A 24,306-nucleotide genomic window follows, 5' to 3' on the forward strand; every position below is an offset into this window, starting at 1 on the left:
AGAAAGGTGAATGGCGGGCTAATTTCATAACCCATCCGGACACCTAAAAGCCGCAACCTCCCGCATCCTCAACGGATTAATCGCACTACTGGAAATCACCTCCATCCGAGCCTTCTTCCCATCCAGATTCAGCACAACCACGAATCTCTCCGGCTGCGGCGAAGCCTGAACCTCAAACGCATTCAACATCCGGAACAGCGCCCAAGGCCCTTCGAACATCTGCGTAGCCCCGCCACCCGCACTCAGCTTGATCTGCGAAGCCACCCGGGTACTGGGCCAGTTGATCGTCTGCGCAGCCGTATTCCCCGCCGCGAACTTCAGCGCCTGCCCATCCACATCGATGGTGATGTCGCTCATGCCCGCAGGCATCTCCAGCACCCGCAGGTCCACCTTGAAGCCAGGCGCCTTGCCGCCGTTGCGGAAGAAAGCCTCCTTGATCTTTGCTGCCCGCTGAAAGTCCGCCAGCGCGGCGCCGCCGGGCGGCTTGCTGCCGTCGGCCAATGGTTTGTAGACCCAGGGGGTGGCGCCGATGTCCACGATGGTGGCCAGGCGGCGGGCGAAGAAGTCGTCCATCATTCCGCCCACGCCGAAGAACTGGCCGAAGTCGTCCGGCAGCACGTCCGACTTGCTGCCCTGCGCAAAGGGATAGCGGCCGGCGATGGTGCGGCTGCAGAAGTCGGTGACCGGCTTCAGGTCGCCGCTCAGGCCTTGCCGCTCTGCGTTCATGCTCTGGCTGGCGCCGGCATCGCCCAGGGCCATCAGCATCGACTTGATGGGCTCGGGCTGCAGGGCTGCTGCCGCCTTGGCCGCCGCTCCGCCGCCGGCGGCGGCCGGGGGCGGGGCGCTCTTGCTCTTCTGCGCGGCGTCCACGGCGTTGAGCTGCACGAAGACCTCGTTGAAGAGCTTGGTCACGTCGTCGATGGGCGCGGGGGTGCCGGCCACCATGCGGTGCAGGTAGGCGAAATGGGTGTCCACCAGGGCTTCCAGCGGGGCGCCGGCCACCTTGGCGTTCGGGTCCGTCTTGTTGCCGACCAGGGCGGCCATGTCGGCCTTGGCCTTGTTGGCTTTCTCGTCGATCTTGGCCAGGCCGGAGCCGGCCGCGGCTTCCTTCTGGGCCTGGTCGGCCAGCTGGGTTTCTCGGGCCACGGCGCGCAGGTAGGCGGGCAGGGGCGAGTCCGGCGCTGCCAGCACGCGGGCCACGGCCAGGCTGCGGTCCAGGCCGCCCAGGCGCACCAGGCGCACGTCGGCCAGGTAGTCGTCCCACACCTTGATGTATTCCTGCAGGTAGAGGCGGCGCACGCGTTCGCCCATCTCGCCGCCGTTGCTGGCGGCGATGGAGCCCAGCGCGGTGCCGGCCTGTGCCTTCAGGGAGGCGGCGGGGGCGTTCACGCCCAGCACCCAGTTCTGTTCGTCCTGCAGCTGGTTGGCCACCTTGGCGACGGCGCCCTTGAAGGCCTTGAAATACCCGTCGCGGGTGAACAGGCCCGGGATGCCCTTGGTGATGGGCTGGCCGCTGGCCCGCTCGAAGACCTGGGCGGCGTTGGGGCCGCCGGCCGATGCCACCGAGAACTCGGGGAAATCGGCGCCCACCTGGGCACGCTTCAGGCGGCTGAAGACGCGGTATTCCAGCGGGTAGGCCACCAGCATCTCGCGCACATTGGCCACCAGGGTCTTGTCCATGGGGGCGAGGGCGCGGGGGGCGCCTTCGGCCAGGGCGGCGTCGAGGTGGGTGGCCAGGGCGGCGCGTTGTTCGGGCGTCAGGGTACCGGCCAGGTTGGCGTCCCAGTCCAGGGTCACCCAGGCTTTCAGCGCCTCGGCGTCGAAGTGCTCGGGGGTGTAGAGCATCAGGTAGCCCTTGAGGGCTTCGTAGGCCAGCTCCAGGTTGTTGCGGTCCACCGCGCGCAGGCGCTCTTCCAGGCGCTTGGCCACGCGGGGCAGCAGGGCGCGGTCCAGCAGGTGGCGGTAGCCGATGTCGGCGCCGGCCTGCAGGTAGTCGCCCTGGTACAGGCCCAGGGTGTTGAGCAGGGGCGGGTGGTCGATGTCGTAGCCGGTGGGCTTGGGGGCGGCGGCCACCTTGTCCAGCACTTGCGGCAGGGCGCTCACGTCGGTGCTGCCGGCGGGCGGCAGGGCCTCCACGGCGGATTTGACTTCCGACAGGCGGGCCTGCACTTCATCGACGTAGGCCTTGTTGCGCATCCAGCTCATGGCCCAGCCGGCGATCAGCACCAGGCTCAGCACGGCGATGGTGGCCAGGCCCAGCACGCGGCGGCGCTTGCGGCTGGATTCGGCGCGGCGGTTCTCGCCGACCAGGCCTTGTTCGGTGAAGACGACTTCGCTCAGCAGCCGCGTCAGGAAGAAGCTCTTGCCGCGCGTGGAGGCGATGGAGGCCGCCTTCTGGTCCACGCCGAAGGTGCGGGCCAGGGTGCCCAGCACGCGGTCGATGGGTGTGCCCTCCTGGGTGCCGCTGGTGAAGTACACGCCGCGCAGCAGGGCGCGCTGTTCCAGCTGGCCGCCGCCGTCGAAGACGGATTCCAGGAAGCCGCCCATCAGGCCCTTCAGGCCCGCGAACTGCTGGGGGAAGGAGAAGATGGCGGCGCGTTTGAGCGGGTCCTGCTGGCTCTCCATGCGGTCCAGCACGCGGTCGCGCAGGCGTTTTTCCAGGGCGGCGAATTCGCTGGCGAATTCCTGCACGGGGGTGTCTTCGCCGCGTGGGTCGTAGGGGAAGCTGAAGCCCCAGACCTGGTCGCGTTCTTCCTTGCCGAAGTCGCCGAAGGTTTCGTTGAAGCCGGCGATCAGGTCGCTCTTGGTGACCAGCACATACACCGGCGGGCGCACGCCCAGGCGTTCGTGCAGCTCCTGCAGGCGGGCGCGCAGGCGCTGGGCGTGTTCCTTGCGGTCGGCGGGGCTTTGCTGCAGAAGATCCTGCACGTTGAGGGTGAGCAGCACGCCGTTGATGGGGCGGCGCGGGCGGCTCTTCTTGAGCAGGTCGAGGAATTTCTCCCAGGCCGAGGCGTCGGCCTTCTCGTCGGACTGCTGCAGGGTGTAGCGGCCGGCGGTGTCGATCAGCACGGCTTCGTCGGTGAACCACCAGTCGCAGTTGCGGGTGCCGCCCACGCCCTTGACCGGCGCCTGGCCCATCTTGCCGGCCAGGGGGAAGGTGAGGCCGGCGTTGAGCAGGGCGGTCGTCTTGCCGGAGCCGGGGGCACCGATGAAGATGTACCAGGGCAGGTCGTAGAGGTACTGGCCGCGCTTGAAGAAGCCGCGTTTGCCGGACTGTTTGGCGCTGTCTTCCAGCACGGTCAGCGCTTCCTTGAAGCGTTCGTCGAGCTGTTCGGCTTCACGGCCGGCCTTGTTGCCGCCGCCACTCAGGCCCTGCAGCAGTTCGGCGTTGGCGCGTTTGCGGCGCAGGGCGCGCAGGCCCACGATCAGCAGCCAGACCAGCACCATCAGGGCGATCACGCCCAGGCGGGTCCACATGCCGTCGAAGGGATGGTTCTCGCCGAAGGCGATCAGCGGGCTCACCCACCAGACCAGGGCGGACAGGGCCAGCAGGCCGTACAGCGCCAGGGCGATGGGGTGCAGGAGGATTTGCAGAAACTTCTTCATGCCGTGCTCGATATCTGGTGAACGGATGCGGCGGCTTCAGCGCGCGGCATCGGCTTGCTGCACGAACAGGGTGACTTCCACCCGGCGGTTCTTGGCGCGGCCCGCGGGGCTGCCGTTGTCCGATACCGATTCGCTGTCGGCCCGGCCCTCGGCGCGCAGGCGCTCGGGCTTGACCGTCTTGGCCAGCTCGGTTTTCACCGCATCGGCCCGGTCCTGCGAGAGGTGCCAGTTGGAGGGGTAGCGCAGGGTGCGGATCGGCTGGTTGTCGGTATGGCCGGTGATCAGCACCTGGCCGGGGGTGTCGCTCAGCGCCTGGGCGATGCGCGGCAGCAGGGTGCGCACGGCGGGCGCGATGACGGCGCTGCCGGGCTCGAAGAAGCCGTCGCCCTTGATGGTGACGACCGAGCGGTCGGCGAAGTCCTGCACCTGCACCAGGCCGGCGGCCACTTCGGGCTGCAGGAAGGTGGCCAAGCGCGGCGAGGGCGCGGGCGGCGGTGGCGGCGGCGGGGATGCGGCACTCACCACCGCGGCCTTGGCCTCCAGGCCGGCGAGCGTGGCGAACACCGGCTCGGCCCGGTCGCCCAGCGAGAAACGCAGCACCATCAGGATGCCGGCCAGCACCAGGGCGGCCAGGGTGGCCAGCACCCAGATGGGCAGGCCGGTGCCGAGTTGGGTGACTGCGGCGGGCTCGCCTTGCCAGCGGGGGGACAGGGCCTTGTCCGGCGCGGGCTTGCCCTTGCGCAGCAGCTGCATCAGGCGTTCGCGCACGCTGTCGAGCTGGGCGCGGCCGTTGTCGATGACGCGGTAGCGGCCTTCGAAGCCGAAGGCCAGCACCACGTAGAGCAGCTCCAGCAGGTTGCGGTTGGCCTCGACGTTCTCGGCCAGCTTGCTCATCAGCTGGAAGACTTTTTCCCCGCCCCAGGTCTCGTTGTGGAACTGCACCAAGAGGCTCTGCGCCGACCAGGCGCCGGAGCCGCCCCAGGGGGTGCTGGCGGCGGATTCGTCCAGCAGGGTGCAGAGGATGTAGCGGGCTGCTATCACCTGTTCGTTGGGCAGGCCTTGCGCGCGGGCCTGCGATTCGAACTTGCGTACGCCTTCGGCCAGGGCTTCCTTCAATCCTGCTGGATTTGGGTGGCGGGCCGTCGTGCGCACACGCGGCGCTGCGGCAAGCAGGGGCGCTGCGGCGGCGACCAGGGGGTTGAGGTTGGTCGCCATGAGGGCGTCCATCGGCAGGGGCGCGTCGCGGCTGGGCGGCATTTGCGGGGCGGCTGCACCGCCGCCACCGCCGCCGGCCGGGGCGTTGCCCGCAGGCGCGTCCGCTCGTGGTCGACCCGCGCTCGGTTTGATGATGGTGCGGTCCGAATTGAAGGCCGCAAACGGATCCTGCTTGTTGTCGTCGCTCATGCTCGCACCGCCCAGAATTCAAGTTCAAGCCCGGGGAAATCCCCGGCGATATGCATGGCCAGCCCGCCGGAACTCTCCAGCTGCTTCCAGTTGTCGCTGCCACGGGTCTCCAGCTCGAAGTAGTTGTAGCCCGCGTGGTAGGGGATCTGCCTGGGCGCCACCGGCAGCGGCCGCAGCGTGACGCCCGGCAGCTGCAGGTTGACCAGGTCGCGTATGCGTTCCACCGTGCCGATCTTGACCTGCGTGGGGAACCTCGCCCGCAGCGCGTCGCCCGGCAATTGCGAGGCCACGGCCAGCACGAACTGGGCGCTGCGCTGCAGTTCCACGTCCGGGATGATGGCCACCCGCACGCCGTACTTGCGGTCCTGCAGCTCGATCGGGATGGCGGTCTGTTCCATCACCATGGAGAGCGACTGGCGCAGGTCGTCCATCAGCGGCTTGAAGCAGCGGATGGGGTCGTCGTGCTGGTAGGCCGGCATCTGCACCGGGCGGCGGCGCTCGCGGAAGGTGCTCAGGTCGCCGGCCAGGGCCACGCAGTGGAAGTACAGCTCCTTGGGATGCAGCACCGAGGTCTGGCGCAGCTGGGCGAAGAGGGGCTCGGCGCGGTTGATGGTCTGCAGCAGCAGGAAGTCCGCGATCTCGCCCACGCCCGCGCGGCCGGGCTGGGCCAGGCGCGATGCCAGGGCCTCGCCGCGCTGGTGCAGCAGGCCGTGCACTTCACGCAGGTAGGAGGCGATGGTTTCGTTGCCGCCGCTGTGCAGGGTGGGGGGGATGAAGTTGGCGTCCAGCACCAGCTTGTTGTCGGCGCGGCGCTCCACGATGCGGGCCAGGGCCAGGGTGGCATAGCCCTCCTGCGCATCGCGGGCCAGCATCACCCGCAGGTTGACCCGGCCGACCTGGATGGGGGCCACCCGTTCGCCGGTGACGTTGGTGTCGCCCACGTCCACTTCGGCCACGCGGTAGCGCGGGGGCATGGCGCCGGTGTCGGATTCGGCATCGCTCTCGGCCACGCCGGGGCGCTGCAGCACGGCGGCCAGCACCACCAGTTCGTCGCGCACATCGGCGGCCACGTCGAAGGCGGCAGGGGCGGCGTCCTGGCCGGGCAGGTCGAAGACCAGGCCGTCCGGCAGCACGCCGGTGGCGCTGGCCACGGCGATCTTGCCGAGGTTGAGGGCGGCGCTGTCGAGGGCCAGGGTGGTGAAGCCCCAGCCGTAGCCCTGCGCCATGCCGGCGCGCAGATGCGCCTGCAGCGCCAGGAAACGGTCGTGCTGTTGGAAATGCTGGGGCTGGAGGAACATGCCCTCCGTCCAGATGACTTTGTTGTGCCAGGTCATAAACGGGGTGATCTCTCGCGATCAGGGAATCATGTGGGTGACTTGGCCGGGAACGGCGATGCTCACCATGCCGCCATAGGCGCAGGTGAGCTTGCAGTTGTTGTCCAGCGCGGGAATGGACTTGATGGTGACGGTGACGGCGCCCGGCACCCAGGGGCCCGGGAACACCGCCGCGCAGGGCATGGGCGTGAGCACGCCCAGCGCCGCCGAGGTGGCCGAGGCGACCGCCGGGTTGGCCAGGCTGTTGCACATGCCGAAGGGCGGGATGTTGGTGGGAAAGACGTTGTCCATCACGGTGCCGGCCACCAGGTTGGTCGAGTTCACCATGCGCGGGGTCGCGTTGAAGACCGACGGCGCCAGGCCGAAGGTGCACATCAGCTGGGCGGTGGTGACGACCTGGATGGGCATGGTGGGCTCCTGCTGGTGGAATCGGATGCGGACCGGCTCAGCCGATCCAGACGGAGATGCCGCTGAAGTTGTCGTGGCCGGGCTTGTTCATGGCCGCGGCATTGCGCAGCACGGACTGTTCCAGCTCGGCCAGCCAGGCCTGCGGGTGTTCGGCGGCCTGCAGGGTGCGGCACAGCTCGGCGTCGTCCACATATTCCCAGAGGCCGTCGGTGCACATCAGGAAGACGTCGCCGGGCAGCAGCGGGCAGGGCGCGGGGGCGGCGCTGAGGTGCAGGTGTTCCGGCGCGCTGCCGAGCGCCGACAGCAGCTCGGAGCGGCGCGCATGGGTGCGGGCCTGCTCGGGCTGCAGCACGCCGGCATCCACCATGGACTGCACCACGCTGTGGTCGCTGGTGCGCTGGAAGACACGGCCCTCGCGGAACAGGTAGAGGCGCGAATCGCCGGCATGGCCCCAGAGGGCCTCGGCGCGCTCCAGGTCGATGAACAGGCTGACCACGGTGCTGTGCATCTGCGCCTGGGCGGGGGCGTCGGCGCGGTGGCGGATGACGGTGGCGTTGGTGTCCAGCAGCAGGTGTTCGACCTCGGCGCTGTCCATGACGGGCGCGGCGGCGAACTGCTCGATGACATGGCGCACGGCGATGCGCGCGGCCACGTCGCCGCCGCCATGGCCGCCGGCGCCGTCGGCCACCACGCAGCACAGGTGGCGGTCGGAATGCCAGTGGCCGCAGGCGTCCTCGTTGTAGTTGCGGCCGCCGGGGCGCGACAGGATCGCCAGCTCGATGGCCGGGGCGCCGTGCGGCGGCGCGAGGTCCTCGGCCGGGAAGGCTTGCGTCATGGCGGGTCCTTGTGCTGCAGCTGGGCGATGTGTTCTTCGTAGGCCTTGAGGAAGGCCTTGCCGAAGAGGCTGTGGAAGTCGTCCTCGGCCTCGGTGCTGATCTGGGCGTAGTGCTCGGTGAAGACTTCCCACATGGCGGCCTTCTTGCTGCCCGGCAGCAGGGAGCGCAGGCCGGAGCGCTGGGTGAGCCGGCCTTCGAGTTCGGCCGGCTTGAAGCGGTCCAGCACGCCGGCAAGGGCCGCGCGCATGCCGGCGATGAAGCCGAACTGGTGGGCGCGCAGGTCGTTGTAGGCGTCGCGCATCGCCGGCGCCGGGTCCATGAAGCCGCGCATCGTCGGCGAGAGCAGGTGCTGCAGGGCGACTTCGGCGCTGGGGGAGAACTTCAGGGGGTTGTTCTTCTGGGCCACGATCATGGTGGCCTCGGCGCGCACCTCGCGTTTGAGGGCGGCGCGGGCCACCAGCAGGTCCACCGTGCCGCTGGCGGATTCGTGCAGCAGGCTGCCGACCAGGCGCATCAGCTCGGGGGTGAGGGCATCGAGCTTGAGGTTGGGCAGGTTCAGGCCTTCGCGGAAGGCGGCGAGCAGGGCGGCGGTGTCGGCGTTGCCGGCCGAGGGTGCGTAAGACGGGGCTGCGGCGGGGGCCGGTGCCGGCTGCGGGGCGGGTGCCCAGGCGGCAGGGGCCGGGGGCGCTGCCACGACGGGGGGCGGTGCCGGGGCTGCGACCGGTTCGGGGGCGAAGCTGGCCATGGCCGCTGCCACCGGTGCGGCCATGGGCGCGGCGGCACCGAAGCCGGCGAGCGGATCGAAATCGGCCGGGGCCGAGCCGAAGGCGGCCATCGGGTCCAGGCTGGCGGCCGACGCGGGCGGCTCGATGGCGGCCGGTGCCGGCGCGGCCTGCGCGGGGCGGGCCATGGGGCGGATGACGGTGCGGCCTTCGCTCTCCGGCTGGTCCCAGGAAAGCACGGCGCCCACCGGGATGGCGGCGGGCGGGCGGGCCGCGGGCTGGGCGGGCGCGGGGGCCGGGCGGTCCACGGCCGGCGGCGGCAGGAAGGGGCGGTGCAGGTCGGAGAGGTCGTCCTGCACCGTCTGCGAGCTGGCCAGGGGCACGGCGCCGAGCGACTTCATCGGGTCGGCGCTGGCGGCCATGTTGGGCGCGACCATGGGCGCGTCCAGCAGGGAGTTGGCCAGCGGGTCGCCGCCGCTGCTGGCGCCCAGGCCGAAGAGGGCGTCGAGCGAGTTGTCCTTGTTGGCATTGCCGCCGCTGCCATGCAGGTCGGGGATCAGCGGCGCGGGCGCGGCGGCGCCGCTGTCCAGGCCGAACTGGCCGGCGTCGCCACGGCCCAGGGACTGGGCGAAGTCCTGCGCGGGCGGCCGGGCCGATGGGGGCGGGGGCGCGAAGGGGTTCCAGTCGTCGGGAATGCCGCCGAGCGACGAGGGTGCGGGCGCGGGTGGCGGCGCGAAGGCCGGTGCGGGGGCCGGCGAAGATCCGCCGCCGAACGCGGCCAGCGGATCGAACAGGCCCGGGCTGCCGCCTGCGGCCGGCGCACGGGCACCGGCGGCGGGGCCCAGCAGGCCGGCGAACGGGTCGTCGCTGGCCGCACCCGCGGCGGCGGCGGCCTGCTGGCGCACTTCGAGCACGAAGCCGCCGATCTGCACCTTGTCCCCCGCCTTGATCGCCATCTCGCGGCCGCTGCCCAGCGCCTGGCCGTTGACCAGGATGGGGTTGCTGCCGCGGTCCACCACCGCATAGCCGCCGTTGCGGAACACGACCTGCGCATGGACCCGCGAGATGGCGCGGTCCGGGTCGGGCAGCACCAGCTGGTTGGTGTCGGCCCGGCCGATGGTGCCGCCCAGCTCGTCGAAGCTGGCGGACAGGGGGCTGGGCGATGGCCCGCCGTTGAGGGAGATGACGCTGAGGGTGATCACGGTGTCTTGTCCTTGGACAAAAGAGGAACGGGGCGGCGGTGGAGGTCAGCGCAGCACATACAGCTTGCCCTCCACGGCGGCCAGTCGGACGGGGAAAGAGCGGCTGGTGCCGGCTGCATCGGGCGCGGTGCGCAGGGCGGCTTCGCCGCTGGCGTCCAGGCATTCGAGCAGGCGGCCACCGGCCAGCTTGCGCAGGAAGAGGCTGCCGGCATCGAGCGGCAGGAAGGCTGGCGGCCCTCCGTCGGCCAGGCTCGCCAGATGGCGGCGCAGGCGTTCGGTGCTCTCGTCCACCGGCACCTGGTAGGCGGCGGCGAGTTCGTCGGTGCGCAGCCGGGCGGCGCCGACGAAGCTTTCGATATTGCCTTCGGCCAGGTCGCGCGCCAGGTTCTGCAGCAGGGCCAGGGCCTGGGCGGCCAGGGCGGGTGTGGGTTCGGCCAGGGGGGCGTCCAGCCAGCGCCAGCGCGGGAAACTCACAGGCAGGGCCACGTCCTGGGTGACGCTCACCGGCGCCTCGTAGGGCAGGCCGGCGACGGGCGCCCAGTCGAGCTGGGCCAGGCAACGCGAGGCGGATTCGTCGGCCGCATTGCCGGCGCGTGGCAGCAGGATGGCCAGCCGGGCGGATTGGAGGCCATCGGCCTTCAGCGCCAGCGGCGGCGGCAGGGCCTGGTCGGGCGGCGCGGCGGCCGGCCGGGGCCAGACCACCAGCTCCAGCCGGTTGGCGCCGGCGATGGTGTATTCGTGCACCGGCACGATGGCGCGCGGCCGGGCGGCATCGACCCGGGCCACGGCGATGCCGTTGATCCAGGCCTCGGCCTCGCAGCCGACGGCGTCGAGTTTGATGACAAGCAGGCGTTCCATCAGCCCAGGCTCCAGTCCAGCAAGGACATGGCCGGCAGCAGGGGCCGCAGGCTGGTTTGGCTGCCGAGCAGCGGGTCGTGCACCCGCAGGGCCACCGAGACCGGCTCGATGGCCAGCTGGCAGAACCACTGCAGGCCGCCGGCCGGCGCGGGCCGCAGGCCGCAGCTGCCCACCAGCGCGCCGGCCACCGGGCCGGTGGCATCGGCCAGGGCGGCGGTGTCGCCCTGGGCCAGGGATTCCAGTTCCAGCACGAAGGGCAGGCGCAGCGCCGTCTGTGCCGGGGCGATTGCCGCCGGCAGGTCGGTGCCGGGCAGGCGTTCGAAAGCCACTTTGAGCGGCGCGCGGCCGGCGCAGTGCAGCGACAGGCGGCTCTGCGAGCCGAAGAGGTTCAGCTCGCCCTGCAGGCGCAGGTCGAGCTGGCAGGCGACGAGGTCCAGCACGCCGGCCACCCGGAACACCGGCGGCTGGGCCAGCACGGCGCCGTTGGCGGCGCTTTCCGCCCAGCCCCAGGTGATGCCGGCGCTGCCGGCCAGCACTTGGGGCTGGGCCTCCATGCGGCCGCGCAGCACGCCGCTTTCGCGCTCCCAGGCGGTGGCCAGGCGGGCCAGGCCTTCGGCCAGCTGGCGGTCGAGGTCGGCCAGGCCCGCCTGCCAGCGGGAGGCGTCCAGCGCCAGGCCGTCGCGTTCTATGCGGTAGAGGGCGGGCGGCGATGGGGGCGGGGTGGCGGTCTCGGGCCAGGCCATGGGCGGGCCGGGCTCGCGGCGCCAGATCATCCAGTGCTGTTCGGACGGGTAGACCGACAGCAGCGTCTTCTGGTCGCCCAGGGGCACGCCGGTCTCGCGCAGGCCGCAGCTGCCCAGCTCCAGGGTGCTGAGCTGCGGCAGGCTCTCCACGGCGATGGCCGGCTGCGGGCCGTCGCCCACCGACGGCGGTGTCTCGGCATAGAGGTTGAGCACCACGTCGGCCGCATGCGCGCCGCGCCAGGAGGCCAGGCCCTGCGCGCCGTTGAGGGTGACCAGCGGATGCAGCTGCGGATCGCAGCAATGGCTGGCGCGGGTGCGCAGGCGCAGACGGCTGAAGTCGCGCTCGCTGGGCTGGCTCAGCAGGAAGAGGCGCGGCGGCAGGGCGGGTGGCGCCTCGCGCGCGGCGGCCGCGGCGCCTGCGGCCAGGGTGATGGCGGGGCGGGTGATGCCGGTGGGCAGGCGGCGCCACTGTTCCTGCTCGAAACGGTAGTGGTGCGGCTGGCGGGCCGGCGGCGGCTCCAGCAGGCGCAGGTCGATGGCGTCGATGTCGCAGGCCTCGCCGAGTGCGATCGGCCCGGCCGGCAGCAGGCAGCCCAGGAAGCCGCGCGGCATCAGCTGCGCATCGAGCTGGGCGATGGCCTGGTCGAAGGCGGCCGGGCTGGTGCCGCCGCCGCCCGCGCCGGCCTGCGCCGACAGCCGGGCCAGTTCCTCGCGGGTGCGCCGGCACAGCTGGAACACCTTGCCGCCCTGCGGCCGGCCGGGCGCGGCCAGCAGCTCCTGCGCCCAGGCGAATTCGGGTTTGCTTTCGAAGGCCGCGCCCAGCATGAACCAGCAGGCCAGGTAGCGGGCCAGGCAGAGCACATGGTCCAGGCCGTGGGCGGTGCCGCGCTGCACACCCATGGCGATCAGCTCGCCGTAGCGCTCGGCCAGGCGCGACGGCACCTCGGGGAAGGCGGCGGACAGCACGGCCGACAGCCCTGCGATGTCGCGTTCGCGCTTGATGGCCTGCAGGGCGGCGGCCTGCTCGGGATTGAGTCTCAGCATGGTGCTCACGCCGCTTTCGCCAGGGGAATGTCGCGCTGCGCCAGCCGGCCCAGCTGGGATTCGGCATGCCGCCAGGACGACACGCCGGGCACCACCAGCGCCCGCACCGGCCCGAAGAAGGCGCTGAGTTCGGCCGGCCCGAACAGCGGCAGCACCGCCTGCAGCACCACCGGGTCCATCCATTCGAGGGCGATGCGCTCGCCGCCCGGCAGCACCGCCGCCAGCAGCTCGCGCAGGTGGTTGCGCAGCGGCATCAGGCGCGCCGTGCTGCGCACCAGCACGCCCCATTCGGCCAGGCTGGCGGCGGCCTCGAACAGCAGCCAGTCGGTGAAGGCGGAATCGGGCCTGAGCTGCACCAGATAGGGCGCGTCCTGCTGCGCCTGGGGTTCCAGCGCACCGGGCAGCAGGCAGTCGTAGTCGGCGATTTCCGAGCCGGCCGCCGCCAGCCGCTGCGGCAGGCCGGCGATGCGCGAGCCCATGACCACCGCATACACCTGCAGCGATTCGTCCGCCCACAGCGCGGCCTTGTGCTGCGGCGCGGCAAGCGGCGCGGCGGCGGCGAGCTGGGTGGCGGGCGCGGTTTGCTGGTCCATCTGCCTAACGTCCCAACGGATGCTTCTGCTCCGTCTTCTTCGTCGGCTCCTTGGGCTTGGTCGGCTTGCTGGTTTGCGCGGGCTTGGCCGGACCGCCCGCGCCGCCCGGATTGATGTTGACCATCGTTCCCTGGATGGTGACGCCGTCCGGGCCGAGCTGGATGAAGGACGCGCCGGCCTTGAGGGTGATGGTGGTGGCCGACTCGATGGCGATCACATTGGCCTTGAGGTCCGCGCCCGCGCTGGCGGTCACCTTCAGGCCGGCGCCCACGCTGAGGTCCATGCTGCTGGCGACCGCGACTTCGGCGCTGGCGCCGACCGCGGTGACCAGGTTGCTGCTCACATTGAGCGCCAGCGCGCCCCCGGTCGAGGCGTAGATGTCGCCGCCGGCGTTCACCGAGAGATCGTTGGCCACGCTGATCGCGGCAGCCTCCCCCACCGACAGCGAGTAGCTCTTGCCGACGCTCTCGACGCGGTCCTTGTCGGTGGTGATGCGGGTGCTGCCCATGACCCAGGTCGAGTAGTCGTTCGTGACCTTGAAGGTCATGTCGTATTCGGCCCGCAGGTAGACCAGCTCCTTGCCCTTCTCGTCCGAGAAGTAGAGCTCGTTGCCGCCGGCACCGCCCTTGGGGGTGGAGCGGGTGGTCCAGCCGCTGATGTTGGCGTACTTGGGCAGCTCGTAGGGCGGCATGCTCTCGCCGTTGTAGACGCGGCCGGTGACCAGCGGGCGGTCCGGGTCGCCTTCGAGGAAGGAGACGACCACCTCCTCGCCGATGCGCGGCAGCGAGAGCCCGCCGAAGGCCTTGCCGGCGGAGGGATAACTCACCCGCACCCAGCAGGAACTCTTCTCGTCCTTCTTGCCCAGGCGGTCCCAGTGGAAGTGCAGCTTCACGCGGCCGTACTTGTCGGTGTGGATCTCGTCGCCCGCCGGGCCGACCACGGTGGCGGTCTGCGGGCCGTTGACCACCGGCCGGGCCACGGAGCGCTGGGGCAGGAAGTGCACCGTCTTGGGCACGGCGTTGAAGCGGCACATGTAGTCGCAGCCGGGCTTCTCGACATTGGTCTCGTTGCCGGCGTAGCGGATCTCGGTGACGGTGCCGGTGATCAGGTAGCCGTCGGCATCGTCGTGGAACTTGAAGGCGAAGGTGCGGCCGCAGGCCACGCCACGAAACGGCGTGAGGCCGGTGGCCACCGAATGCCGCGACTCGTAGCGGTTGATCTCGTGCTGGGCGCTGTCCTTGCCGGCCTGCACCTTGCTGCCGGTGTTGGTGCCCATGGCCAGGTCGTCGTGCTCGCCGGGATAGTCGTAGACCTCCAGGTCGTTGGGCTTGGCATAGGGCACGCTGCGCTCGGCGCTGGCCTTGAGGTCGGTGCTGGGCGCCTCGGCGGCGAAATCGGTGTGGGTGTATTTGAGCGGCTGCATCGAATGCTGGCGCGACCACTCGGTGACGATGTCCTCGCGCTCGATGTTCTCGCCCTGCTTGGCCGACCAGTCCAGCTTGTCGCCCGGGATGGGGTCGTGGCCCGAGGGGCTGTTGCACAGCACCAGGGTGTGCTGGCTTTCCTCGTGCTTGAAGTAGTAGTAGATGCCTTCTTCTTCCATCAGCCGGCTGACGAAGTCGAAATCGCTCTCGCGGTACTGCACCGTGTAGGGCCGGCTGGCGCAGCTGCCGGTCAGGCGCTTGTCCACCTTGGAGGAGTCGTATTCGGCGAAGACCGCGTCCAGGATCTGCACGGCGGTCTTGTCCTGGAAGATGCGGCAGTCCGCGCCCAGGGTGAGCTGCCACAGCCAGGGCCGCAGCGTCACCCGGTAGACATGGTTGCGGCCGGAGGTGCCGCCGCGCTCGAACTCGGCCACCACGCCGTGCAGGTGCCGCTCCTGTTTGTTGTCGAGCATCAGCGTCACGCTGGCGCCCTTGCCCAGCAGCTCCTGCGCCTTGAGGGCGCCGAGCTTCTCGGGGCGCAGCAGCTCCACCACGTATTCGGGCAGGCGGCCGAGTTCCTCCCAGCCGCTGAGGCTGCGGAACATCAGGTCGTCGGGCTTCAGCGAGCAGTTGAAGCGGACTTCTTCAGCCATGGTCGGCCTCTTTAACGATCAGTCGAAGGCGTAGGTGAATTCGCCGTCCTGCGCGCCCAGCGTGACGCCCTTGAGCTCATCGCCGCGCGACATCCGGCCCAGGTATTCGACCGAGATGCGCGGCAGCACGGTGTTGGTGAGGATGGAGTCGATGATGCGGCCGCCGGCCTCGGGGTTGTCGCAGCGCTGGACGATGAGGGAAACCGCGTCGTCGCCGTAGATGAAGGGGATGCGGTGGTTGGCCTCGACCCGCTTCTTGATGCGGTTCAGCTGCAGGCGCACGATCTTGCCCATCATCTCGGGCGAGAGCGGGTAGTAGGGAATGGTCACCAGCCGGCCGAGCAGGGCGGGCGGGAAGATCTTCATCAGCGGGGTCTGCAGGGCCTCGGCCAGGGCGTCCGGGTCGGGCAGCAGCTCCGGGTCCTTGCACATGTTCATCACCAGCTCGGAGCCGGCGTTGGAGGTCAGCAGGATGATGGTGTTCTTGAAGTCGATCATCCGGCCTTCGCCGTCCTCCATGCGGCCCTTGTCGAAGACCTGGAAGAAGAGTTCGTGCACGTCCGGATGGGCCTTCTCCACCTCGTCGAGCAGCACCACGCTGTAGGGGCGGCGGCGCACGGCTTCGGTCAGGATGCCGCCCTCGCCGTAGCCGATGTAGCCCGGGGGCGAGCCCTTGAGCGTGGAGACGGTGTGGGCCTCCTGGAACTCGCTCATGTTGATGGTGATGACGTTCTGCTCGCCGCCGTACAGCGCCTCGGCCAGGGCCAGGGCGGTCTCGGTCTTGCCGACGCCGGAGGTGCCGCAGAGCATGAACACGCCGATGGGCTTGTTGGGGTTGTCCAGGCGGGCGCGCGAGGTCTGGATGCGCTTGGCGATCATGTCCAGGCCGTGCTGCTGGCCGATGACCCGCTGGCCCAGGGTTTCGCCGAGCTTGAGGATGGATTCCAGCTCGTTCTTGACCATGCGGCCTACGGGAATGCCGGTCCAGTCCGCCACCACGCTGGCCACGGCCTGGGCATCGACCGAGGGCATGATCAGCGGCGAATCGCCTTGCAGGGCGGCGAGTTTTTCCTGCTCGATGTGCAGCTCGGCGAGCGTGGCTTCGCGGTCGGGTGCGACGGCGGCGTCCTTGTCAACCGGCTGGTCGCTGCCGCGCAGGGTGGCGCGCAGCTCCAGGATGCGATCGACGATGGTTTTCTCGTCCTTCCAGCGGGCTTCCAGGCCGGCCAGGCGCTCACGCTCCACGGCCAGCTTGGCTTCGACTTCCTTGCCGCGCTCGCCGATCAGCACACCCACGGTCTGCTCGCGGGCGATGATGCCCTGCTCGATCTCCAGCGCCTCGATGCGGCGCGTGCTGTCTTCCACCTCGGCCGGGGTGGCGTGCTGGCTGACGGCCACACGGGCGCAGGCGGTGTCCAGCAGGCTGACGGCCTTGTCGGGCAGCTGGCGCGCGGGGATGTAGCGGTGGCTCAGCTTGACGGCCGCCTCGATGGCCTCGTCGAGCAACTGGGCGCGGTGGTGCTTCTCCAGCACCGTGGCCACACCGCGCAGCATCAGGATGGCCTTGGCCTCGTCGGGCTCGGGCACCTGCACCACCTGGAAGCGGCGGGTGAGTGCCGGGTCCTTCTCGATGTACTTCTTGTACTCGGCCCAGGTGGTGGCGCCTATGGTGCGCAGGTTGCCGCGGGCGAGCGCCGGCTTCAACAGGTTGGCCGCGTCGCCGGTGCCGGCCGCGCCACCGGCGCCGACCAGGGTGTGCACCTCGTCGATGAACAGGATGATGGGTTTGGGCGAGGCCTGCACCTCGTCGATCACCTGGCGCAGGCGCTGTTCGAACTCGCCCTTCATGCTGGCGCCGGCCTGCAGCAGGCCCAGGTCCAGGCTGAGCAGGGAGACTTCCTTCAACTGCGGCGGCACGTCGCCGCGCGCCAGGCGCTGGGCGAAGCCTTCGACGACGGCCGTCTTGCCGACACCCGCCTCGCCGGTGAGGATGGGGTTGTTCTGGCGGCGGCGCATCAGGATGTCGACGATCTGGCGGATCTCCTCGTCGCGGCCGGTGACCGGGTCCATCTTGCCTTCGCGGGCACGCTCGGTCATGTCCACGCAGAACTTCTTGAGCGCTTCCTGCTTGCCCATGGCGGCGGGGGCGATGGCGCCCTCGGATTCGCCGGGCTGGCCGCCGACGCCGGAGCCGTCCTGCGCGCCGAGTTTGGATTCGGCGGTGCCGCCGCAGATCTTCTGGAAGTTCTCGGCCAGGTCGTCGGCCTTGATCTTCTCGAACTGCTTGCTCATGGCCAGCAGGGCGTTGCGCAGGCTCTGGGTGCGCAGCATGCCCAGCACCAGGTAGCCGGTGCGCACCTGCGCCTCGCCGAACTGCAGGGTGGCATAGACCCAGGCGCGTTCGATGGCGTTCTCGATGGTTTCGGAGAAGTCCGAGATGGCGGTGGAGCCGCGCGGCAGGCGGTCCAGCGAGGCGGTGAGGTCGCGCGCCAGGATGGAGGCATCCACCTGGTAGTGGCGCAGGATGGCGTCGAGGTCGGTCTCGTTGTTCTGCACCAGCTGCACGATCCAGTGCACCAGCTCCACATAGGGATTGCCCCGCATCTTGCAGAACACCGTGGCGCCTTCGATGGCCTTGTAGGCCAGCGGGTTGAGTTTGCCGAACAGGGCAACGCGGCTGATTTCACTCATGGATGGCTTCTCCTGAAGATTCTGCGAAAGACTCGGTGGGTGAGGGTGCGGCCCCCGCCTTGCGGCGGCGCCTGCGGGCTTCGGTGAGGGTGCGTTCGACGTCGATGACCAGGTCGTCGGCATCGCGCTCGCGGCGGAAATGTCCGAGCCAGGTGCTGCGGCCCAGCTCGCCGCTGCGGCCGAGGCTCAGGCGCGGCACGTCGGCGCGCGCCAGGATGATCTGCAGGTCCCATTCGAACTCCAGCCCCACCCACTGGCGCACCATGGCCTGCAGCCGGGCGAGGTCGCTGCCGCCGGGCAGAAAGGCGTGGTAGCGCGACTCGCGCAGCGGGCCGATGACGATGCGGAACTTGTGCTGCACGTCCCACACCGAGCCGCCGAGCACCGCGCCGCGGCCCAGGCTCTGGGCGATGTCGCCGTTGTGGCGCAGGCGCAGGCGGGTGCGTTCGTCGCGGCCCAGGGTCATCCAGTGGCCGCGCCATTGCTGGATATCGACCGGCACGTCGAATTCGCTGCGGCACCAGTTGAGCAGGCCGTCGGCATCGCGCACATGGCGGGCCAGCCGGCCGGTGAAATGCAGCTTGGCCGCATCGCCCACCGTGTCGCGCTGGCTCAGGCCCTCGATGCCGATGCCGAAGAGGCCGCCCAGGCGCGGTCCGAAGCCGCTGTCGTCGCCGCGGTCCAGGCCCAGCGCGGGCTGGGCCTGCGCCCAGGCGCGGTAGAAGAGCAGGGCGAAGCGGTGGGTGAGGAAGTCGAGGAAACGCTGCAGCGTCTGGTCGCCGTGGTGCAGCGCCCGCTCGCGGGTGAGTTCGGTGAGGTGGATCGGCAGCGGGCCGTTGGGGCCGACGAAGCCGAAGATGCGCTGCAGCAGGCGCGGATGCTCGCCGCGCAGCTCCAGCGCCTTGATCGGCGAGGGCGCGAAACCCAGGTCGGCCGGCTGGCCGATACGCAGCGGCTCCTCCGTCGGCCGCACAGCCTCGCCCAGACGCGGCAGCTCGGGATGCAGGGCCTCGAAGCGGCGCAGGGCTTGGTAGAAATCGAAGCGGCCGGGCTCGGCGGCGATGCGGTCGAGGAAGGCCTGCAGCCGCGGGTCGGCCTGCGCGGCCGGGGGCAGCGGGGCGGACGTCGGGGGCAGGGTGGCGGACATGCTCAGATCACCGGCCGGCTGCCGGAGCGCGGTTTCCAGCGCGCCACCTCGCCGCGCGAGAGCGACTCCAGCACCGTCTCCACGAAGCCGTTCATGCTGACATGCTGGGACAGGTAGTGGTGCAGGGCGGCGCCGAAGAGGAAGGCGCTGCCGCCGGCATGGCCGAGTTCGTCGACCTGCAGCCTGACCTGCACGCCGCGGCCGAAGGCGATCGGCCCGCGCCCCGGATGGCGGCGCACCACCGGCGCGGCGCTGACGTTCTGCAGCGCCTCGATCTGGCGGCGCACCGAGGTTTCGCTCGCCTGCGGCAGCCGGCCCAGCAGGTCGCGCAGGGCGGCGTTGGCGCTGCCCTGTTCGGTGTCCAGCAGCGAGAGGTAGTTGAGCGACAGCAGGTTGAGCAGGCGCCAGGCCACGCCGCCTTCGCGCAGCGCCGAGAAGGGCCGCGAGGGACCGGCCACGATGCGCACCGATTGCAGCGGCACGCCGGCATCCACGGTGAATTCGCCCAGGCCGCCGCCGGCCGGCAGGAACACCGGCAGGTCGCGGTTGGTGCAGCGGATCTGCACGGCCACCTGGCGCAGGCTGTCGGCGTAGGGGGCTTCCTGCGGATCTACAAGGGTGACGAAGATCTCGGAGCCCACGTAGCCCGAGCGTGGGCCGTCGCGCCGGGCGCTCTCGCTGGTCAGGCGCGGCTCGCGGCGCACGGTGTAGTGGGCGCTGCTGCGGCCGCCGCCCCGGTCGGGCGCGTAGAGGGGGGTGAAGCGGCGCTCGCCGGCATCGTCGTAGCCGGTGAGGGACAGCACGTCGTAGACCTCGTAGTCCAGCGGCGCGACACGGTCGGGCACCACATGGAATTCGTGCTCGCCCTCGTTGATGTGGATGCGGTCGGCGCGTTTGGGGAACAGGTTGATCGCCGGCACGCAGTTGAGGCTGAAGTTCTCGCCCGTGACCGCGCCCTCCAGGCCCTGGCCGCCCTGGGACAGCAGCAGCACCAGCTCCATCTGGTTGCCGGGCGTGGCGGCGAAGGCGCGGCGCAGGCCCTTGACGTCGATGAAGAGGAAACGCTCGGCGAAGGCGAAGTACTCCTGCAGCAGCCGGGTGCCGGCCATGGCGTTGGGCGTGGCGGGCAGCATGGCCTCGTCCTCGGCATAGCCCACCGGCAGGATCTCGGCCTCGGGCAGCCAGCGGCGCGCGCCGGGCACGCCGGGGGCGCCGGGGGCGCCGGCCATCACGCCGACCACGGCGCTCAGCGCCAGCTCGTGCACCTTCATGGCGACGTCGCTCTGGCCGGCCATGTAGAAACGCAGGCTGTCGAGTTCGAGCTGCTGGAAACTCATGCCGGCCGGCAACTGCAGCGTCACCCGCAGGGCGCTGCGCGGGCGCTGCGACAGGGCCAGGCCGGAGACACCCAGGTCGGCGATATTGAGCAGCAGGTCGGCCGCGCTGGTCTGCACCGGCGTCAGCACCGTGTCCTGACGGGTGCGGAATTCGCAGCGGGTCTGGCTGGCGCTGGTGGCCGGGCCCATCAGCACCGAGTCGCGCGGCAGCAGGTGGCCCTTGAGCAGGTTGGCGTCCGGCACCGGGTTCACCCGCGCCACCAGCATCGAGGGCTGGGGCGCCAGGAAGGCCGGGTAGACCATGTCCAGCAGGCGGTGCGACAGGCGCGGGAATTCGGCGTCGAGCTTGAGTTGCACCCGCGCGGCCAGGAAGGCGCTGCCTTCGAGCAGGCGCTCCACATAGGGGTCGGCCACCTCCAGGCCTTCCATGCCGAGGCGGGCGGCGATCTTGGGGAATTCGCGGGCGAACTCGCCCCCCAGTTCGCGCAGGTAGCGCAGTTCCTGGTTGTAGTAGCGCAGCAGTCGGGCGTCCATGGCGGCGGCTCCTGTCGGTCAGCCGCGCATTTCGCGCATGCGGGTGTGGCCGGTCTCGACGTCCATGTCGGCGGCCAGCAGCAGTTCCAGCGGCACCGGCTGGCTCCACATGCGGCCGCGGATCACGATCTCCATGGTGTTGTGGTGGAAGTCGCCCGAATTGAAATTGACGCTGACATCCAGGCTCGCCGGGTCGATACGCGGCTCGAAGGCGCGGATCGCCTCGGCCACGCCGCGCTCGATGCCGCGCGCGTCCATGGACGAGAGGGTGACGCCGGCAAACGCCGGCATGCCGTAGTTGACGACCGAGCGGGCGGCATCGGGCACCTCGCTCCAGAGCTGGACTTCGTCCTGCCGCTCGGACTGGGCTTCGGGCTCGGCGCGGATGGCGTTGAACAGCCAGGACAGGTCGCGCAACACGGCCGCGCGCAGCTGCTGGCGGTTGAGCACCCGGCCTTCGTTGCTCTCCTGGCGTTCGTTGGGGGCGTGGTCGATCAGGCGATCCAGCAGGGAAGGCTGCAGGCGGTCGCGGGAGTTGAGCTGCATCGGCGGTATCAGGCCGCGGGCTGGTTGAATTCGATCAGGTGCACGCCGAGCAGATCGTGCTCGCCGCTGTCGGTCACCAGCACCCGCTGGCCGAGGCCGGCGAAGCGCTCGGGGCCGATCTCGCGCCATTCGGTCCTGGCGGAGACCAGTACCTGGCCGTCCTCGCTGGCCTCGCTGCCGGGGTAGCGCACCGGCAGCATGGCGATGCTTTCGCCGCCGTTGGCGAAGGTGAGGGTGGCGGGGATCCAGACGCGGTCGCGCAGGTCCACCGCCGGCTCCAGCGCCACCCGCGACAGGCGGGCGAAGGGTACCCAGTAGTAGCGGCCGTTGACCATGGCTTCGAGCACCGGGCCCAGGCGCGAGTCGGCGTCGGCGATCCATTCGAAGGGCGCGCCGTCGAGTTTGCCGGAGCTGGCCGGGGCGGCGTCGAAGGCGCGCTCCGCCAGGCTCGCGGACTGGGCGGCGTCGCCCTGGCTGAGCAGGGATTCGATCAGCAGGGCCAGCCATTCGTCGGGCTGGCCGAAGACCATGGGCGAGCGTTTGCCGGCGAAGACCGAGGCGCGGATCTTCTCGCAGCGCAGGGCGTGGCCGACCATCTCGCGCATGGGGGCGGCATCGGGCTGCAGCTCGGCCACCACGTTGAGCTGGGTGTGGGCGCGTTCCCACTGGCCGAGCACGCAGAGCAGCTGGACCATGAAGATGCGCAGCGCCGGCTTGCTGGGCTGGGCCTTGACGGCGGCGGTCAGCAGGGCGAGCGCGGCCTTGGGATCGGCGGAGCGGACGGCGGCTTCGGCGGCGGCGAGGGAGTCGGTCATGTGGGTTCGCTGTCCTGGGGTTCTAGAAGCCGTGGCCGCATTCGTTGCAGAAGCGCGCCTGGCGCGGCAGCGTGGCGCTGCAGGTGGGGCAGCTCTTGTGGGTGCTGGCCATGTCGAAGCCGCATTCGGCGCAGAAGCGGCCGCCGGCATGCGGCTGGCTGCAGTTGGGGCAGCCGTTGGGGGCGTTGTTGGCCTGGCGCTGGGCGTCGCGCTGCGAGTTCTCGGCCTGCTTGCCCTGGCAGACCACGCAGGGCGGGTGCGACTCGTCGAGACAGTCGCCGCACATGTCCTTCTTGCAGCCGGGGCAGGTGGCGAACAGGCTCTCGGCGCGGGTGCGCGCCTCGGCGAAGGCCTTCTCGCGGGCGCCGCGCGAGCCGATGTCTGCGAAGTTGCCGGTGGTGCGGCCGGCCGTCTTCAGGTCGGTGAAGAGGAAGGTGAAGCGGGTCAGCAGGCCGGTGATCTGGCCCAGGCGGTAGGGCTTGAAGGGGCTCTTCCACTTGCGGTCGCAGTTGCTGCAGAAGAACTCGTACTGGAAGCCGGCGCCGACGTCGGAGCCGCCCACGCTGAGGTCACGGTAGTTGCTGAGGGGCATGGGAGGGGTCGTCGCTGTATGTGGGGAGAAAGAAGGGCGCGGCGGCTGCCATCAGCCCTTTTCGGTCCTGGCGTCGGCGTCAGCCTTGGCCTTGGCCTTGCGGGCTTCCATGGCCTTCTGCACATCCATGCTTTCGGCGCGCACCTGGGTCATCTGCGCCCAGACCCTGGCCAGGTCCTGCACCGACATGTCCTGGCTGAGTTCCTTGAACTTGCGTTCCGTGTCGTCGGGGCGCTCGGTGGAGGAGCCCGGCGGCCGGGTCAGCCGCACCTGCATGGCGCCGGACTTCAGGTCGGGCTGGTATTCCAGCAGCAGGGTGTCGTAGTCGAAGGTCCAGGTCTCGTCCACCGCCAGGCGCTTCTCGCTGATCTGGGTGGACATCTCGTAGCTGAGGATGCGCACCTTGTCCAGGCGCACCCGCAGGTCGAACAGGCGCAGCGAGGCGTCCTCCATCTGGATGGAGGCGCTCAGCTCGGTGCCGTTGCGCATGGCCGAGAGCATGGCGGTGGTGGACCGGTCCATGGTCTTGGTGAAGGACAGCACCGAGGGGCGAATCGCCTCGGGATCGTCCTTGTTGCTGGAGGGATCGAGCTTCCAGTTCCAGTCGTCGATCTCGATCCAGTCGCGCTTGCCGGCCACGAGCGACTCGCCCTTGATCGCGCCGGAGGGCGCGGTGAGCATCAGAAAGAGTCTTGCGTTCTCGGCCATGTCGATCCGGTCCTAGGCTTGCGTGCGCGACTTGGGGATGTCGTAGGTGGTGGGGCTCTCGCGGCCCTGGGCGGTGCGCATCAGCGGGAAGTAGCGCAGGGTGCCGGTCTCGAAGGACAGCACCAGTTCCTCGGCCACCCGCATGACCGAGCCCGAGTCGGCGGCGCGCGCCGACAGGCTGACGACGAAGCACTTGGCCAGCGACATCTCCAGCATCACCAGCGGCTTGTCGTCGTGCAGGGTGGAGTCGGCCAGGGTGATCACGGCGCTGCCGATCTCCTGCTGGTTCTTCATGTAGCCGTACAGCGCGGTGCTGGCCCGGTCGAACACCTTGCCGAGCTTGACGTGGCCGTGCGAGACGGTCGTGCGGGTGCCGGTGCCGGTGGGCACATGCTTGGCGCTGGTGCTCCAGCCGAAGGTGTCGAGCACGATCTGGCCCGCGAAACCCTGCGTGGTGGCGTCGCCCGCGAGCGCCCGGTTCCCGACCGCCAGCTTGAGGAAAAGGGTCGACATGGTGGTGTTCTCCGGGCGGGGAGGCAGGCGGCGCCGCCAGGGCGCGGCCTGCCGCCTCTGCCGCCTACTTCAGCTTGTCGGCGATGGCGCTGCCGATCTTGTTTTCCTTGACGCTCCACTCGAAGCCGAGCGTGGTGTCGAGCGAGCCGTCGTTCTTCTGCGGCTTGTAGCCGACGAAGATCTCCTTGAAGACGAATTCCACGTCCTGGTTGAGCGAGCCGTCCTCGGCGCCCTTGGTCGAGACCTTGGTGACGAAGGCTTCGGTGACCTTGACCTGGAAGTAGGTCTCCGGGCCCTTGTCGGCACCGGTGGCCTTCAGCATCTCGATGGTGATCACCGGGAAGTGCTTGCCCGCGACGATCTTCGACAGGATGGCCGAGGAGGACATGTCGAAGTAGTGGGTGATGTTGAGCACGCCCGGGGTGGCCTTGCCGACGGCCGCGCCGGTGCCCTTGGTGACGCTGTGCTCGGCCTCGATGTCCCAACCCCAGTCGGAGATCTCGATCCAGCCGTCGTCGCCGTGGTGGCCCTTTTGCATGGACTCGCCCTTGGGCACGTCCGCCTTGCCGAAATTGATGAAGCTATTGCCTGGCATG

The 24,306-nt window shown here is 70.1% G+C and carries 19 protein-coding genes; all 19 read right to left on the reverse strand.

Features of this window, described 5'->3' with window-relative positions; genetic code table 11:
• Positions 1-24 precede the first annotated feature (24 nt).
• Complete coding sequence (gene tssM / locus GT347_RS25060) at positions 25-3,606, reverse strand: type VI secretion system membrane subunit TssM (RefSeq protein WP_160554778.1); 3,582 nt, start codon at positions 3,604-3,606, stop codon at positions 25-27.
• A gap of 36 nt (positions 3,607-3,642) precedes the next feature.
• Positions 3,643-5,010 (reverse strand): DotU family type VI secretion system protein, encoded by a 1,368-nt coding sequence (locus GT347_RS25065; protein WP_160554779.1) that lies wholly within the window; start codon positions 5,008-5,010, stop codon positions 3,643-3,645.
• Positions 5,007-6,344: a type VI secretion system baseplate subunit TssK gene (gene tssK, locus GT347_RS25070; RefSeq protein WP_160554780.1), complete on the reverse strand. Its 1,338-nt coding sequence runs from the start codon at positions 6,342-6,344 to the stop codon at positions 5,007-5,009. Before tssK ends, GT347_RS25065 begins: the two co-directional genes overlap by 4 nt.
• Positions 6,345-6,365: 21 nt before the next feature.
• Positions 6,366-6,752 carry a DUF4280 domain-containing protein gene (locus GT347_RS25075; RefSeq protein WP_160554781.1) on the reverse strand — a complete coding sequence of 129 codons (387 nt, stop codon included), beginning with the start codon at positions 6,750-6,752 and terminating at the stop codon, positions 6,366-6,368.
• A gap of 37 nt (positions 6,753-6,789) precedes the next feature.
• A complete protein-coding gene (locus GT347_RS25080) occupies positions 6,790-7,587 on the reverse strand; it encodes a PP2C family protein-serine/threonine phosphatase (RefSeq protein WP_160554782.1) in 798 nt (265 codons plus the stop codon).
• Positions 7,584-9,512 carry a type VI secretion system-associated FHA domain protein TagH gene (gene tagH, locus GT347_RS27890; protein WP_160554783.1) on the reverse strand — a complete coding sequence of 643 codons (1,929 nt, stop codon included), beginning with the start codon at positions 9,510-9,512 and terminating at the stop codon, positions 7,584-7,586. The genes GT347_RS25080 and tagH overlap by 4 nt, the downstream gene beginning before the upstream one ends.
• Before the next feature lie 45 nt (positions 9,513-9,557).
• A complete protein-coding gene (locus GT347_RS25090; RefSeq protein WP_160554784.1) occupies positions 9,558-10,370 on the reverse strand; it encodes a hypothetical protein in 813 nt (270 codons plus the stop codon).
• Positions 10,370-12,157, reverse strand: a complete 1,788-nt coding sequence (locus GT347_RS25095) for a hypothetical protein (RefSeq protein ID WP_229722497.1) — start codon at positions 12,155-12,157, stop codon at positions 10,370-10,372. Before GT347_RS25095 ends, GT347_RS25090 begins: the two co-directional genes overlap by 1 nt.
• A 5-nt stretch (positions 12,158-12,162) precedes the next feature.
• The gene (locus GT347_RS25100) at positions 12,163-12,750 is read right to left on the reverse strand and encodes a DUF4123 domain-containing protein (RefSeq protein WP_160554786.1); all 588 of its coding nucleotides are present in this window, start codon (positions 12,748-12,750) and stop codon (positions 12,163-12,165) included.
• Between the two features lie 4 nt (positions 12,751-12,754).
• A complete protein-coding gene (locus tag GT347_RS25105; RefSeq protein WP_160554787.1) occupies positions 12,755-14,827 on the reverse strand; it encodes a type VI secretion system Vgr family protein in 2,073 nt (690 codons plus the stop codon).
• A gap of 18 nt (positions 14,828-14,845) precedes the next feature.
• Positions 14,846-17,518 carry a type VI secretion system ATPase TssH gene (gene tssH, locus GT347_RS25110; protein WP_160554788.1) on the reverse strand — a complete coding sequence of 891 codons (2,673 nt, stop codon included), beginning with the start codon at positions 17,516-17,518 and terminating at the stop codon, positions 14,846-14,848.
• On the reverse strand, positions 17,511-18,665 hold the full coding sequence (gene tssG, locus GT347_RS25115; RefSeq protein ID WP_160554789.1) for a type VI secretion system baseplate subunit TssG: 1,155 nt from the start codon (positions 18,663-18,665) through the stop codon (positions 17,511-17,513). Before tssG ends, tssH begins: the two co-directional genes overlap by 8 nt.
• A 2-nt stretch (positions 18,666-18,667) precedes the next feature.
• On the reverse strand, positions 18,668-20,536 hold the full coding sequence (gene tssF / locus GT347_RS25120; RefSeq protein WP_160554790.1) for a type VI secretion system baseplate subunit TssF: 1,869 nt from the start codon (positions 20,534-20,536) through the stop codon (positions 18,668-18,670).
• Positions 20,537-20,554: 18 nt separating this feature from the next.
• On the reverse strand, positions 20,555-21,082 hold the full coding sequence (gene tssE, locus GT347_RS25125) for a type VI secretion system baseplate subunit TssE (RefSeq protein WP_160554791.1): 528 nt from the start codon (positions 21,080-21,082) through the stop codon (positions 20,555-20,557).
• An 8-nt stretch (positions 21,083-21,090) separates the two neighbouring features.
• On the reverse strand, positions 21,091-21,897 hold the full coding sequence (locus GT347_RS25130; RefSeq protein ID WP_160554792.1) for a type VI secretion system accessory protein TagJ: 807 nt from the start codon (positions 21,895-21,897) through the stop codon (positions 21,091-21,093).
• A gap of 22 nt (positions 21,898-21,919) precedes the next feature.
• A complete protein-coding gene (locus GT347_RS25135; RefSeq protein ID WP_160554793.1) occupies positions 21,920-22,489 on the reverse strand; it encodes a double zinc ribbon domain-containing protein in 570 nt (189 codons plus the stop codon).
• A 51-nt stretch (positions 22,490-22,540) separates the two neighbouring features.
• The gene (locus tag GT347_RS25140; RefSeq protein ID WP_160554794.1) at positions 22,541-23,197 is read right to left on the reverse strand and encodes a type VI secretion system tube protein Hcp; all 657 of its coding nucleotides are present in this window, start codon (positions 23,195-23,197) and stop codon (positions 22,541-22,543) included.
• Between the two features lie 12 nt (positions 23,198-23,209).
• Positions 23,210-23,710: a type VI secretion system tube protein Hcp gene (locus GT347_RS25145; protein WP_160554795.1), complete on the reverse strand. Its 501-nt coding sequence runs from the start codon at positions 23,708-23,710 to the stop codon at positions 23,210-23,212.
• 64 nt (positions 23,711-23,774) lie between these two features.
• Positions 23,775-24,305, reverse strand: coding sequence for an Hcp family type VI secretion system effector (locus GT347_RS25150; RefSeq protein ID WP_160554796.1), 531 nt, complete (start codon positions 24,303-24,305; stop codon positions 23,775-23,777).
• Position 24,306 lies beyond the last annotated feature (1 nt).

The sequence above is a fragment of the Xylophilus rhododendri genome, from assembly GCF_009906855.1.
Lineage (GTDB): Bacteria > Pseudomonadota > Gammaproteobacteria > Burkholderiales > Burkholderiaceae_C > Xylophilus > Xylophilus rhododendri.